Source organism: Spirillospora sp. CA-142024 (assembly GCF_050942325.1).
GTDB lineage: Bacteria > Actinomycetota > Actinomycetes > Streptosporangiales > Streptosporangiaceae > Spirillospora.
The window spans coordinates 3579053-3592444 of sequence record NZ_CP192077.1; the positions used below are offsets into that span (position 1 = coordinate 3579053).

A 13392-nucleotide genomic window follows, 5' to 3' on the forward strand; every position below is an offset into this window, starting at 1 on the left:
GCGGCGGGAAAGGAACGGCCGAGGAGGTGCCCATGAGCGAACAGCGGCCCGGGCCGGGCATCGACACGAACGTCTCGCACGTGGCGCGCATCTGGAACTACTGGCTGGGCGGCAAGGACAACTATCCGGTGGACCGCGAGGTCGGGGACCAGATCCTCGGGATGCTCCCGGACGTCGCCCGGCTCGCGCGCGCCTCCCGGCTGTTCCTCAACCGGGTGGTGTGGCATCTGGCCGCCGAGGCCGGGGTCCGCCAGTTCATCGACATCGGGACGGGCCTGCCCACGGTGGACAACACCCATGAGGTGGCCCAGCGCGCCGCGCCCGAGTCGAGGATCGTCTACGTCGACAACGACCCCCTGGTGCTGGAGCACGCGAAGGCGCTGCTCACCAGCACCCCCGAGGGGCGCACCGCCTACATCCACGCGGACCTGCGGGATCCCGAGACCATCCTGGAGGCCGCCGCCGAGACGCTCGACTTCGGCAGGCCGGTCGCGTTCACGCTGATGGGGATCCTGGAGTTCATCCCGGACGACGACCAGGCGTACGGGATAGTCCGGACACTCCTGGGCGGGGTGCCGCCGGGCAGCTACTTGGCGATGTTCGACGGGACGAACGTCGTCCACGGCGCGGCGTCCGACCGGATCGTCGAGGTCTGGAACGCGTCGGGCAACGCCCCGCTGGTCCTTCGGACGCCCGAGCAGATCGGGCGCTTCTTCGACGGGCTCGAAATCGTGGAGCCCGGCATCGTCCCGGTGACGCACTGGCGGCCGGACACGGCGGCCGGGGCCGAGCCGGAACCGGTGGACGCCTACGGTGCCGTGGGGCGCAAACCGTAGCGCCGCCCTCCCCGCGACCAGGACCGTCCGTTGACATGCAACCATCTGGCTGCCTATAGTTAAAAGCAACCAGATGGCTGCATATGGGACGGACGGATGGACGAGGTCTTCAAGGCGCTCGCCGACGCGAGCCGGCGCCGGCTGCTGGACACCCTGAACGCCCGCAACGGGCAGACGCTCCGTGAGCTGTGCGCCGGGCTGGACATGACCCGGCAGTCGGTCAGCAAGCACCTGGCGGTGCTGGAGACCGCCGGTCTCGTGACGACCCTGCGCCGGGGACGCGAGAAGCTCCACTATCTCGACGCCGCCCCGATCAACGCCATCGCCGACCGATGGATGAGCCGGTACGACCAGGAGCGCGCGCGTGCGCTCGCCGACCTGAAGACCGCATTGGAGCAGGACCCGATGACCGGAAACGAGTTCGTCTACACGACCTACATCAAGACCACGCCGGAACGCCTCTGGGAGGCCCTGACCGACCCGGCGTTCACCCGCCGCTACTGGGGCGTCTCGTTCGAGACGGACTGGAAGCCGGGGTCTCCGATCGACTGGCACGAGGAGGGCGCGACGACGGCCGACCCCGAGCAGGTCGTCCTCGAATCCGAACCGGGCCGCCGCCTCTCCTACACCTGGCACACCTTCACACCCGAGTGGGCCCGGTCCGTCGGCGTGGACGAGGAGACCCGCGCCAAGCTCATGCAGGAGCCCCGCTCCAAGGTGACCTTCGAGATGGAGCCCGCCGGGGAGACGGTGAAGCTGACCGTCGTGCACGAGGGCGGCGAGACCCTGCTCGGCATGTCCCGGCACGGCTGGCCGCACGTCCTGTCCGGCCTGAAGACCCTGCTGGAGACCGGCGAGCCCCTCCCCAGCACCTGACCGGGCGCCGCCCTACGATGAGCGGGCCGCAGTCGATCATGTGAGGAGCGGTTCGTGCGAGAGATCGCCGTGTTCAGCGGCAGCGCCCACCCCGAACTGGCCGCCGAGGTCTGCTCCCATCTGGGCGTGCCGCTGAGCCCCGCCCGCGTCGACCGGTTCGCCAACGACTGCCTCGAAGTACAGTTGCAGGCCAACTGCCGGGAGCGGGACGTCTTCCTGATCCAGCCGCTCGTCGCACCCGTCCAGGAGCACCTGGTCGAGCTCCTCCTGATGTGCGACGCCGCACGGGGGGCGTCCGCGAGCCGCATCACCGTCGTGATGCCGCACTTCTCCTACGCCCGCTCCGACAAGAAGGACGCGCCCCGCATCTCCATCGGCGCCCGCCTGGTCGCCGACCTGCTCGTCGCCTCCGGCGCGAGCCGCGTCCTGGCCATGACCCTGCACTCGCCGCAGGTGCACGGCTTCTTCTCCGTCCCGGTCGACCACCTGAACGCGCTGCGGGAACTGGCCGCGCACTTCCGCGGCCACGACCTGTCCCGCGCCACCGTCGTCTCACCCGACCTCGGCAACGCCAAGGAGGCCGCCGCCTTCGCCCGCCTCCTCGGCGTCAAGGTCGCCGCCGGCGCCAAGCAGCGCTTCCCCGACGACCGCGTCCAGATCAGCTCCGTCATCGGCGAGATCGCCGGCCGCGACGTGATCGTCCTCGACGACGAGATCGCCAAGGGCAGCACCGTGCTGGAACTCCTGGACCGCCTCCGCGAGATGGACGCCCGCACCATCCGCATCGCCTGCACCCACGGCCTGTTCGCCGCCGGCGCCCTCCAGCGCCTCTCCGCCGAACCCGACGTCCTGGAAATCGTCTGCACCAACACGGTCCCCGTTCCCGACGGGGACCGCAGCGACAAGCTCCGCGTCCTCTCCATAGCCCCGGCCCTGGCCGAGGCGGTCCGCCGGATACACAACGGCGAATCCGTGAGCGCCCTCTTCGAATCCCCCTGACCCGGGCGGGTCAGAGGAGCATGTCGGTGCCGCCGGATTCCTCTTCGCCGTCGGTGCTGTGCTCTGGTTCGAGGTACTCGTCGTCGGGCCAGAGCTCGTTGGCGAGGAAGGCGAGGTACTCCTCGTCGCCGGGGTCGAGTTCGGCGGTCATCGACTCCGGATGGCCGGCGTCGGGGGGCGGGTCGGGCGCGGGACGCGGCGGCATGGGGCGCAGGAGGTTCGGCAGGCAGAGTCCGAACAGGGCGACCAGGGACACGAGGACCAGGACTGTGACCACACCTACACCGTCCTTTCGCGGTCGAGTTCCGCATGAATCTTGCGTAAGTAGCAAAGCAGTTGAACGCTACCGGGACCACCCGCCGGATGGCATCCCGACATGCGAGCGCCGGGACTCCGGCCCTCTCTCCAAGGCTGACGTGATCCTCGCGCCGGGGTGCCACGACACGCGGGTGGCGGCGCACGCGGCCAGGCTTTGGCCTGGGGATGGAGTCCGCTGGTGGTCGTCTCGACCGGACGGTGACGGCGACCTGGCCGGGATCGGGTGTGCTCGATGCGGACGAGCGTCAGTTCGCCGGGCTCATGCCGGGGGCCTGCAGCGTGTGCCGATCACGCGGGACGGGGTTTCCAGAGCGTCCCGCGGCGGCCTGGGCGGCTTTCGAAGAGCGCGCCCGGCTCGGCTGCGGCAGGTACGTGATCAGGTGATCACGGAGGGAATCTCGCCTCTAGGCGGCCGTGCTGGGACGGTGCGGAGCGATCACGCGGCCGTCGGGGAGCAGCTCGCCGGTGTCGTCGAAGACGACGATGCCGTTGCAGAGAAGGCTCCAGCCCTGCTCGGGGTGGGCGGCGACGATGCGCGCGGCCTCGCGGTCGAGGTCGTCCGGTGTCGGACAGGTCGGATCGTGCTGGCAGATCGAGTCTTGTTGAGCGGTCACGGGGTTCCTCCACGGGTGTCCCTATGATTAAGGACATAGTGCAGCCTGCCGCCGTCCGACCGAAATATGCAAGTGGATGGCGGATTCTTTACTGTTGGGCACGTGTGAAGACCGGCAGGATCGGGCAATTGGGACGTTTCACCGCAAGAGGCCCTCGTCCGGTTCGCCGCCGTGGTCCACGTCCAGGCCGACGACGGACGTGCAGCCCGTGCAGATCCACTCCGCGATGACGGCCTCGGAGTTGGCGCCGTGCGTCCGGTAGGGGCGGTCGACGGTCCGGCGCCGCATCCCGTGGCCGCAGGACGAGTGCAGGAGCCTGCCGCAGGTGGGGCACGGCCAGACGTCCTCGCGGCGAAGGTTGCACTGGGGGCACAGCGGCGACACGTAGTGACCGGCCGGTTCGCCGAACGCCAGTTCGGTGAGCCACTCGTGTTCGAGATCGAGGTACTCGTCCCCCGGCCAGTGGTGGTCGGCGAGCCATGCGAGGTACTCCTCGTCGCCCGGGCCGAGGACGGCCGTCAGGGACTCGGGGTGCTCGTTCTCCGACGTGTGTCGGCGCCGGCCGCGCCGCGCGGTGGCCAGGAGCGTCAGCAGGCCCAGGAGCGCGGCCGCGGCCAGACCTGTCGCCAGGGGCATCGCGGCGTCCTCAGATGATCTTGTGGCGGGAAAGTCCGATCATGAATGCACTTCACAAAACGCTGCGAACGCTACAAGAAAGGCTCTTAACGGAAAAGTCGATCAAAAAGATCCTTTACCTGGATCATGGTCGGTCCGATGCCCGAAACCGGGTGGCGCCGGTGTCCGGAACCGCACGGCCTGCGGGAATCGGGCCTCCGAGGCTCCCGCGCGGACGTCCGCCGGCGGTACCGGTTTCACTCTGCGCTTAATCGGCCGATCAAGGGGACCCGGTCAGTCCTTCCGGCCCAGCACGGCCACCATCTGGGTGTGCAGGGGGTGCTCCAGGGGCCCGGCCGGCCCGTCGGGCCGCCACTCGGTCACGTGCGCCACCCCCGGTTCGAGGATCGTGAACCCCTCCATGAACCGTTCGATGTCCGAGGAGTGCCGGAAGTAGGACCCGCCCAGGCCGGACTGCAGGATGCGCTTGGCCTCCTCGACGCGCGGGTCGTTCCCCGAGTCGTGCAGGTGGGTGAGCACGACGTGGCTGCCGGCCGCCAGGAACGGATGCAGCGCCTGGACGACGCCGGCGGGGTCCCGCTCGTCCGGCACGTGGTGGATGATCGCGGCCAGGACGACCCCCACCGGGCGCGACAGGTCGAGCAGCGCGGTCAGCGCCGGGTCGGTGAAGATCTTCTCCGGCTCGTACAGGTCGCCCTGGATGAACGTCGCGACACCGGTCTCGGTGAGCAGCGCCCGCCCGTGCGCCAGGACGATCGGGTCGTTGTCGACGTAGACGACCCGCGCCGCCGGGTTGGCCGTGCGCGCGAACTGGTGCACGTTGGACGCCGTGGGCAGCCCCGACCCGATGTCGACGAACTGGTCGATCCCGAGATCGCGGGCCAGGTAGGTCACCGCCCGCTCGATGGCGACGCGGTTGCCCTGCGCCACCACGGGAGCCTCCGGGACGAGCTGCATCACCATGTCCGCCACCTCCCGGTCGGCGGCGAAGTTGTCCTTGCCGCCGAGGAAGTAGTCGTACACGCGTGCGAAGGTCGGCGTGGAGGGATCGATTCCGGGAGGCGCGCTCTCGGGGAGGTCGTCTGCCACGCGTGCGGCTCCTTCTGTTGTGCGCCCTTGGTGCCCGCGGACGGGCGGTGACGTGGCCCACAAGACTAGGCCGATCCGCCTTGCCCGTCAGCCTTTCCGTGGCAGGGGTGCGGTTTTCCGCAGGTTGGGGGTGCGGCGTACGGCCGGACGCGTCGGCGGTGCTCTCCATGGTGGCCGGACGCGCCGGTTCCTAGCGTCTCAAGCATGATCGAAATGATGTACGCGGCGTCCGGGAGCGAGTCCGCCGGCGGCGTCGCGGGCTGGGCGACCGGCCTGATGGAGGAACTCGGCGCGCCGGGTGCCGGGCTGGCCATCGCGCTGGAGAACCTGTTCCCGCCGCTGCCGAGCGAGGTGATCCTGCCGCTGGCGGGGTTCACCGCCGCGCAGGGCCGGATGAGCCTGGTGGCGGCGCTCGTGTGGACGACGCTCGGCAGCGTCGCCGGCGCGCTGGCGCTCTACGGGATCGGGGCGCTGATCGGGCGGGACCGGATCCGCGCGCTCGCAGCGCGGCTGCCGCTGGTCAAGCTCGCCGACCTGGACCGGACCGAGGCGTGGTTCGCCCGCCACGGCGCCAAGGCGGTGTTCTTCGGCCGGATGATCCCGATCTTCCGCAGCCTGATCTCCGTCCCGGCCGGGGTGGAGCGGATGCGGATGGCGACCTTCCTGCTCTACACCACGCTCGGCAGCCTGCTGTGGAACACGACGTTCGTGCTGGCCGGATACGGGCTCGGCGACAACTGGCGGACGGTCGAGGAGTGCGTCGGCGTCTACTCCAAGGCCGTGGTCGCGCTGGTCGCCCTGGTGGCGGTGGTGTTCCTCGCCGTCCGTATCGTGAAGTCACGGAAGGCCGCCGGGGGGCAGCGGTTCGTCCAGGAACGGCGGCCGGGTGCGCATCGGGCGGAGACAAGAGAATTCGAACGTGACCGCATCTTCTGACGTCCCGCGCGGTGGCCTCGCGGCGATCGGACGCGCCGCCGTGGGGCTGGCGCTGGGCGCGTTCACCGCCGGCGCGGAGCTGGTCCTGCTGGCGGTGGCGGCCCCGCTCATGGCCTACTCCCTGGCCTTCTCGCACGGGCAGCGCACGGTCCCGGCGGTCGTCGCCGACGGGGCGCGCAGGCTGACCGAGCTGGAGCGCCGGCGGCTCCGGACGTTCCTCGGCGAGGACGGCGTCGTCCAGTACGGCCCGCTGCGGGCGCTCTCCTACCTCGTGCTGCGGGTGCCGGTGGGGCTGCTCGGCGGCGTGATCCTGCTGCTGATCGCCTTCGGCGCGGTGACCGGGGTCCGGCTGGCGGTGAGCTGGTGGATCACGGGCGACTACCTGGACGGCATCCCGCCGAGCTGGTGGATCGTCCTCTACGCGGTCGTCGCCGGGCTGGTGCTGCTCTTCCTCGCCGTCCAGGGCCTGGTCGGGGTCGCGGCGATGGAGCGGGGCGTGGCGCGGCGCTGCCTCGGCCCGAGCCCGCTGGCGGAGTACGAGCGCCGCATCGCGCAGCTGTCGGTCACGCGGGCTCAGGTGGTGGACGCCGTGGACGACGAGCGCCGGCGCATCGAGCGGGATCTGCACGACGGCGTCCAGCAGCGGCTCGTGGCGCTCGGCATGCTGATCGGCCGCGCACGCCGCGCCGGCGCCGAGGACAGGGCTTCGGAGCTGCTGAAGCAGGCGCACGAGGAGTCGCAGCGGGCGCTGGCCGACCTGCGGGAGGTCACCTGGCGCGTCTACCCGGCCGCGCTGGACGGCGAGGGCCTGCGGGCGGCGCTGGAGACGGTGGCCGAGCGGTCCGCGGTGCCGGTGGCGATCGAGTACGACGTGCCCGGCCGGCCCCCGCACGCGGTGGAGACCGCCGCCTACTTCGTCGTCTGCGAGGCCGTCACGAACGCCGCCAAGCACTCCGGCGCCCGCTCCGTGCGGGTGGCCGTCGCCGGATCGGCGACAATGATCGGCGTGCGCATCGAGGACGACGGCGGCGGGGGAGCCGACCCGGGCGGCGGCGGGCTCGCCGGGCTGGCCCGCCGGGTCGCCGCGCTGGACGGGACGTTCACCGTGCACAGCCCGCCGGGCGGCCCGACCGTGATCACCGCGGAGCTGCCGTGCGGGTGATGCTGGCCGAGGACTCGACGCTGCTCCGCGAGGGCCTGGTGCGGCTCCTCGCCGAGGAGGGCCACCGGGTGGACGCGGCGGTCGGCGACGGCGACGCGCTCCTCGCGGCGGTGGCGCAGGGCCCGCCCGACGTCGTGGTCGTGGACGTCCGGATGCCGCCGACGCACACCGACGAGGGGTTGCGCGCCGCGCTGGAGATCCGGCGCCGCTGGCCGGACGTCGGGGTGCTCGTCCTGTCGCAGTACGTGGAGAAGCGCTACGCCACCGAGCTGATCACCGCGGACACCACCGGCGTCGGCTACCTGCTGAAGGACCGGGTCGCGCAGGTGGACGAGTTCCTGGACGCCCTCGACCGAGTCGGGGCGGGCGGCGCGGCGTTCGATCCGGAGGTGGTCCGCCGGCTGCTGGCGCACAGCGCGCACGCCGACCCGCTGGCCCGGCTGACCCCGCGGGAGCGGGACGTCCTCGACAACATGGCGCAGGGGCACACCAACGCCTCGATCGCCGCGAACCTCCACGTTTCGCAGAGCGCCGTCGAGAAGCACGTCAACGCGATCTTCGACAAGCTCGACCTGTCGCACGCGGCCGGGTACAGCCGCCGCGTCCTCGCCGTCCTGCGCTATCTGGGGTCCTAAACCTTCCCCCAAAAAACGGACTAACGGGCATGAATCGGGTATGGCCGAAACCGACTCTCGACGAGAAGGGAGAAGGTCATGGCGGACACCAACAAGGGCGTCGTATACCAGGGGCCGGGCAAGGTCACGGTCGAGGAACTGGACTTCCCCAGGCTCGAACTGGCCGAGCAGGCGGGCCGCAAGCTGCAGCACGGCGTCATCCTGAAGGTCCTCGCCACCAACATCTGCGGGTCCGACCAGCACATGGTGCGCGGCCGGACGACCGCGCCCGCCGGGCTGACGCTCGGCCACGAGATCACCGGCGAGGTGGTGGAGACCGGCAGGGACGTCGAGTACATCAAGGAGGGCGACCTCGTCAGCGTCCCGTTCAACATCGCCTGCGGCCGCTGCCGCAACTGCAAGGAGCGCAACACCGGCGTCTGCGAGAACGTCAACCGCGAACGCCCGGGCGCGGCGTACGGGTACGTCGACATGGGCGGCTGGCACGGCGGCCAGGCCCGGTACGCGGTCGTCCCGTACGCGGACTTCAACCTGCTGAAGTTCCCCGGCGACCGTGACACCGTGATGGCGAAGCTGCCCGACCTGGCGATGCTGTCGGACATCTTCCCGACCGGCTACCACGGCGCCTACACCGCGGGCGTCACCACCGGCTCCACCGTGTACGTTGCCGGGGCGGGCCCGGTCGGGCTCGCCTGCGCCACCGCCTGCCATCTGCTCGGCGCCGCCGTCGTGATCGTCGGCGACATGAACCCGCGCCGGCTGGAGCAGGCCCGCGCCTTCGGCTGCGAGACGATCGACCTGTCCCGGTACGACAACGTGGCCGAGCAGATCGAGCAGATCCTCGGAGTCCCCGAGGTCGACGCGGCGATCGACTGCGTCGGGTTCGAGGCGCGCGGCCACGGTCCCGAGGGGTCGGCGGGGGAGCACCCCGCGACCGTCCTCAACACGCTGATGGACATCACCCGCGCGGCCGGCGCGCTCGGCATCCCCGGCCTGTACGTCACGGGCGACCCGGGAGCGGCGGAAGAGAACGCCAAGATCGGGCAGCTCGGGCTGCGGATCGGCCTCGGCTGGGCGAAGTCGCATGTCCTCACCACGGGCCAGTGCCCCGTGATGAAGTACAACCGGCAGCTGATGATGGCGATCCTGCACGACAAGGTGCAGATCGCGCGCAACGTCCACGCGATCGTCATGCCGCTCGAACAGGCGCCCCAGGGCTACGCCGAGTTCGACCGCGGTGCGGCGGAGAAGGTCATCCTCGACCCGCACGGCCTGGTGGGAGCCGGGGTCTGATCCCGGCGCGGCGGACTCGCGGACCGGCGCGCCCGCGAGCCCGCCGCCGCTCAGCCGATGCCCGCGGCGATCCGCAGCGCCATCGCCATGATGGTGAGCTGCGGATTCACCTCCGGGCAGCTCGGCAGGACGGACGCGTCCACGATGTGCACGCCGTGCACGCCGCGCAGCCGCCCGGAGGGGTCCACGGGCGCGCGGGCCTCCTCGGCGCCGAGCTTCGCCGTCCCGGTCGGGTGGAACCCGGCCAGGTGCAGGTCGGCGGCGGGCGCCGTCGCGACCGCGTGCCTCAGCCCGGCCTCGTCCCGGACGACCGGGTGGCGGTGCAGGCCGGTGAGCACCTCCTCGGCCCCGGCGGCGAACAGGATCCGGCCCATCGCGACGAGTGCGCGGCGCAGCCGGCCGGCGTCCTCCCCGGTCAGGTCGTAGCGGACGTACGCGCGGTGGCGGGCGCCGTGGACGCGGCCGGACGGGGCGTCCGCGATCATCGCGCCGAGCACGGCGAGGCGGTCCGCGCCCTCCAGTTCGCGGCGCAGCGACCGCCCCGCGCCCGGCAGGGGGAACGAGCTCATGCCGGGCGGGCTCGCCGTCGCCTCGATGAGGATCCCGTCGCCGTGCAGTTCCTCGATGCCGACGCTCTGCATCACTCCCGACCACGACACGACGGGCTCGGTGAAGCGTCCGGCGATGTTCGTGGCGGGGTGGACGGCCATGCCGCGCCCCAGCTCGGGATGGCCGCCGAGACCGGAGCGGCGCAGGAGCAGGGGTGTCTCCGTCGCGCCGGCGGCGACGACGATGCGCGGTGAGAGGATCTCGAACGACGTGCCGTCCGGCCGGCGCGCGCGCACACCGGTGGCGGTGCCGCGCTCGACCAGGATTCGTTCGGCCCTGGCATGGGTGACGATCCGCGCCCCCGCTTCACACGCCTGGGGGAGTGCGTTCAGGTGGACCCCGTACTTGGCGTTGTGCGGGCAACCGGCCGCGCACTGCGCGCTGCCCACGCAGCCGGGCGCGTTGCGGCGCAGCGGCGCGGCGCGCCAGCCGAGCCGGTTCGCTCCGTCCAGGGCGAGCAGCCCGTTTCGCCCGAGCGGCTCGACCGGCTGCCGGGCGACCCGCAAGGTGGCCTCCACCTCGTCGAGGTGGTCGCCGAAGTCCTCGACCGGCACGCCGAGCGCCGCCCATCGCCGCAGGACGCGGTCCGGCGTCCGGTAGCAGGTGCCGCTGTTGACGACCGTCGTCCCGCCGACCGCCCGGCCCTGGGGCAGCAGCACGGGCGGGCGGCCGAGCGCGACGGTGGAGCCGCCGTCGCGGTACAGGTCGAGGAACCGGTCGAGCGGCGGACGGTCGCGGAACTCCGCCACGGTGAACCGCCGCCCCTCCTCCAGGACGACGACCGACATACCGCGCCGCGCGAGGGTCCGCGCGGCCATCGCGCCGCCCGCGCCCGATCCGATCACGACGGCGTCGGCCGTAGTGCACGCCGGCCGGTCGGTGGACGGCGTGCAGTCCAGGGGCGCGTCCGGACGCGGGCCGCCCGGCCCGGCGGGCATGGGCACGGCGGGCATCGGCAGCAGCTCGGTGCCGGCGGCGAGCAGCAGCGGGATCTTCAACGTCTCGACGAGCCGGACCCCCGGCTCGCGCGACGTCAGCAAGGCGCAGAACGCGTCCCGCCGATCGGGGTCCAGATGGTCCAGCGGACGCCCGGTGGCGAGCCGCGAGAACGCGTCCAGCGTGCCCGCCCCGGCGCGCAGGCCCAGCCGCGCGGGAGCCGGGAGCGCCCTCCCGATGGCCTCCGCGCGGGCCGAGACGCGGGCCACGTCGCCGGCGTCCTCGATGCCGAGCAGCGCCGCGACCGTCCCCGTCAGCGCGCTCACCGGAGCCCGACCTCCGCGTGCCCGGTGCCGTCCAGCCGCCACTCGCGCTCGGTCTCCCAGCCGCGCCCGGCGCGCCGGGCGAGAACGATCCGGACATCGGCGCGCTCGGAGTTGTGGCAGACCGCCGGAGCCCCGTCCGGGTCGGCGTAGTCCACGGAGACGGTCTCGCCGGGCGGCAGTGTCACCCGCACGTGGATTCGCCGGTCGCCGACGCGGCCGTGGACCGTCCAGGACGGCAGGCCGATGCCGGCGCGCAGCCGCAGCGCCGCGAGCAGCGGGTCCCCGGACGGCAGATCCTCCCCGTCCACCCGCAGCCGGAGGAACGGGAGCGGAGGGAGCCGGTTCATCCCCGGACGCGTCGAGACCGCCGCCACGATCTCGCACACGTCCCCGCCGCCGAGATCGGCGTGCAGCCATGCCCAGCGGCGCGCGTTGCCCTGCCCGTAGATCCGGGCGGACGCACCGCGCGCGCCGTCCAGTTCGAGGACGCGGTCCCCGAACCGCACGACGCCGTCGTATGTGGCGTCCGGTTTCGGGACGATCTGTGCGGCCGGCAGCAGTTCCGACTCCCAGGCCCACCGCGGGAACGTGTACAGCGGCCGCCCGCCACCGGCCTCGCGCAGGTCCCAGGTGATCGCGCCCGCCGTGCCGGTGAGCCGCTCCCCGGTCTGCGCGACGGGCCCGGAGGCGAACACGCCGTCCTCGGGACGCCTCCACTCGTGCGGGCCGAACCGCGCGAACACCGGCGTCTCGCCGGGCGGGAAGATCGTGGCCCAGCCGTGCGCCCGCGCCCCGCCCTCGTCCGGCGCGACCAGCTCGTGGTGGATCCAGACGCCGGTGCCGGTCGCCGGGTCGGTCAGCGTCGTGTACCAGACCTCCAGCCGCCCGGCCTGGCCGCGCCAGCGCGACCGCAGCGGACCGGGCCCCGGGAACCGGAAGCCGCCGAGGAAGCGGCCGAGGTCCCGGCGGACGTCGAAGCGCAGCCGCGCCTCCCCGGCCACGGTCCCATCCTCGTCGGTCACCGTGACCGGCAGGAACGTCATCGACCGGACGGGACGACGCGGGCTCACGGTCTTCCATCCGTCCAGGCGCAGCCGCCGCCCGTCGCCGGCGGTGAAGCCCAGGGTGTAGCGGATCCGGCGCGCCGCGATCGGAGCCACCCGCAACCGTCCCGCCGCCGCGGGATCGTCCGCCCATCCCGGCACGTGCACGCGTCCGGTCAGGTCGCCCTCGACATCGGCCAGGGGGTGCAGGACCCCGGGCAGGTCGGCGGCCAGTTCGAGCCGCATCGGCCGCGCCCGCTCCTCCCCGGCGAGCCGGAGGGACCCTTCCATGACCTCGCGGAACACCGTCCGCCGCGCGCTCATCGCCGGCCCCGCATGATCGCCTCGGTCTCGGCGAAGTACACGGTCGCCGCCACCCGCGTCCGCTGCGCGTCCCCAGTGCACAGCGCGTCGATGAGGGGAGCGATCCTGTCCGCCGCCGCGGCCGGGTCCTTGAACGCGTGCACGAACCCCTCACGGACGGCGAGATAGGCGTTCAGCAGGGCGTTGACCATGAATCCGTACACCCGGTTGCCGGTGGCCGCCGCGATGACCCGGTGGATGTCGCATTCGGCGAGCTGCGCCGCCTCGCCGCCCTCCGCGTCCCGGACCTGCGCGGCCAGCTCCCGCAGCCGTGCCCGCTGCTCGTCCGTCGCGTTGGCCGCCGCCTTGGCCGCCACCTGGGCGCCGACCTCGCGCCGCACCTCGAAGATCTCCACCATCCAGGCCGGGCCGACCGTCCTGACCAGCATCGGCAGCAGCTCGGGCCCGCCGAGCCGCTCGTAGTCGCGGACCCGGGTGCCCACGCCGTGCCTGGTCTCCAGCAGCCCCGCCTGCGCGAGCCGGACGATCGCGTGCTTCAGCGACGTCCGGGTCACCTCGTAGCCGGCGGCGAGATCCCGTTCGGGCGGCAGGTAGGACCCCGGCGGGTAGCGGCCGCTGAGCACGTCGTCGCGCAGCCGGTCGACGAGCGAGTCCACGACCGTGTCGCGGGGGATCGGCGAGGACGGCACGGAAACCTCCAGAGGTCTAGTGGCTCAGCCACTGGACCACGCCCGGCGCGCCGCCGTCAAGAGCCGTGGCA

General features: G+C 72.4%; 14 protein-coding genes. 7 read left to right on the forward strand and 7 right to left on the reverse strand.

Annotated features, from left to right (window positions below; translation table 11 throughout):
• Nucleotides 1-32: 32 nt before the first annotated feature.
• The 3 genes from ACQPZP_RS17345 (at nucleotide 33) to ACQPZP_RS17355 (ending at nucleotide 2711) form a co-directional block, all read left to right on the forward strand.
• Nucleotides 33-836, forward strand: coding sequence for an SAM-dependent methyltransferase (locus ACQPZP_RS17345; RefSeq protein WP_433478635.1), 804 nt, complete (start codon nucleotides 33-35; stop codon nucleotides 834-836).
• 96 nt (nucleotides 837-932) lie between these two features.
• Entirely contained in the window at nucleotides 933-1712 is a 780-nt protein-coding gene (locus ACQPZP_RS17350; RefSeq protein ID WP_433478636.1) for an ArsR/SmtB family transcription factor, read from the forward strand.
• A 54-nt stretch (nucleotides 1713-1766) separates the two neighbouring features.
• On the forward strand, nucleotides 1767-2711 hold the full coding sequence (locus ACQPZP_RS17355; RefSeq protein ID WP_433478637.1) for a ribose-phosphate diphosphokinase: 945 nt from the start codon (nucleotides 1767-1769) through the stop codon (nucleotides 2709-2711).
• A gap of 10 nt (nucleotides 2712-2721) precedes the next feature.
• Here the strand turns inward: ACQPZP_RS17355 and ACQPZP_RS17360 are convergent, their stop codons facing one another.
• The 4 genes from ACQPZP_RS17360 to ACQPZP_RS17375 all read right to left on the reverse strand — a co-directional run bounded on the left by ACQPZP_RS17360 (nucleotide 2722) and on the right by ACQPZP_RS17375 (nucleotide 5368).
• Nucleotides 2722-2988 carry a hypothetical protein gene (locus ACQPZP_RS17360; protein WP_433478638.1) on the reverse strand — a complete coding sequence of 89 codons (267 nt, stop codon included), beginning with the start codon at nucleotides 2986-2988 and terminating at the stop codon, nucleotides 2722-2724.
• A 445-nt stretch (nucleotides 2989-3433) separates the two neighbouring features.
• Nucleotides 3434-3622, reverse strand: a complete 189-nt coding sequence (locus ACQPZP_RS17365; RefSeq protein WP_433469986.1) for a DUF5999 family protein — start codon at nucleotides 3620-3622, stop codon at nucleotides 3434-3436.
• A gap of 159 nt (nucleotides 3623-3781) precedes the next feature.
• The gene (locus ACQPZP_RS17370) at nucleotides 3782-4279 is read right to left on the reverse strand and encodes a hypothetical protein (protein WP_433478639.1); all 498 of its coding nucleotides are present in this window, start codon (nucleotides 4277-4279) and stop codon (nucleotides 3782-3784) included.
• Nucleotides 4280-4552: 273 nt separating this feature from the next.
• Nucleotides 4553-5368 carry an SAM-dependent methyltransferase gene (locus ACQPZP_RS17375; RefSeq protein ID WP_433478640.1) on the reverse strand — a complete coding sequence of 272 codons (816 nt, stop codon included), beginning with the start codon at nucleotides 5366-5368 and terminating at the stop codon, nucleotides 4553-4555.
• Between the two features lie 204 nt (nucleotides 5369-5572).
• On the opposite strand from ACQPZP_RS17375, the gene ACQPZP_RS17380 reads away from it, so the two are divergent.
• From ACQPZP_RS17380 to fdhA, 4 genes are all read left to right on the forward strand, one after another.
• Nucleotides 5573-6304, forward strand: a complete 732-nt coding sequence (locus ACQPZP_RS17380; RefSeq protein WP_433478641.1) for a DedA family protein — start codon at nucleotides 5573-5575, stop codon at nucleotides 6302-6304.
• On the forward strand, nucleotides 6288-7466 hold the full coding sequence (locus ACQPZP_RS17385) for a sensor histidine kinase (protein ID WP_433478642.1): 1179 nt from the start codon (nucleotides 6288-6290) through the stop codon (nucleotides 7464-7466). The genes ACQPZP_RS17380 and ACQPZP_RS17385 overlap by 17 nt, the downstream gene beginning before the upstream one ends.
• A complete protein-coding gene (locus ACQPZP_RS17390; protein WP_433478643.1) occupies nucleotides 7457-8101 on the forward strand; it encodes a response regulator in 645 nt (214 codons plus the stop codon). The genes ACQPZP_RS17385 and ACQPZP_RS17390 overlap by 10 nt, the downstream gene beginning before the upstream one ends.
• Nucleotides 8102-8179: 78 nt before the next feature.
• Entirely contained in the window at nucleotides 8180-9394 is a 1215-nt protein-coding gene (fdhA, locus tag ACQPZP_RS17395) for a formaldehyde dehydrogenase, glutathione-independent (RefSeq protein ID WP_433478644.1), read from the forward strand.
• Nucleotides 9395-9444: 50 nt separating this feature from the next.
• Here fdhA and ACQPZP_RS17400 read toward each other — a convergent pair whose 3' ends face one another.
• From ACQPZP_RS17400 to ACQPZP_RS17410, 3 genes are read right to left on the reverse strand one after another with little or no spacing between them, the layout of a single operon-like run.
• Nucleotides 9445-11265: a GMC family oxidoreductase N-terminal domain-containing protein gene (locus ACQPZP_RS17400; protein ID WP_433478645.1), complete on the reverse strand. Its 1821-nt coding sequence runs from the start codon at nucleotides 11263-11265 to the stop codon at nucleotides 9445-9447.
• Entirely contained in the window at nucleotides 11262-12632 is a 1371-nt protein-coding gene (locus tag ACQPZP_RS17405) for a hypothetical protein (protein WP_433478646.1), read from the reverse strand. Before ACQPZP_RS17405 ends, ACQPZP_RS17400 begins: the two co-directional genes overlap by 4 nt.
• Nucleotides 12629-13321: a FadR/GntR family transcriptional regulator gene (locus ACQPZP_RS17410; protein ID WP_433478647.1), complete on the reverse strand. Its 693-nt coding sequence runs from the start codon at nucleotides 13319-13321 to the stop codon at nucleotides 12629-12631. Before ACQPZP_RS17410 ends, ACQPZP_RS17405 begins: the two co-directional genes overlap by 4 nt.
• Between the last annotated feature and the right edge of the window lie 71 nt (nucleotides 13322-13392).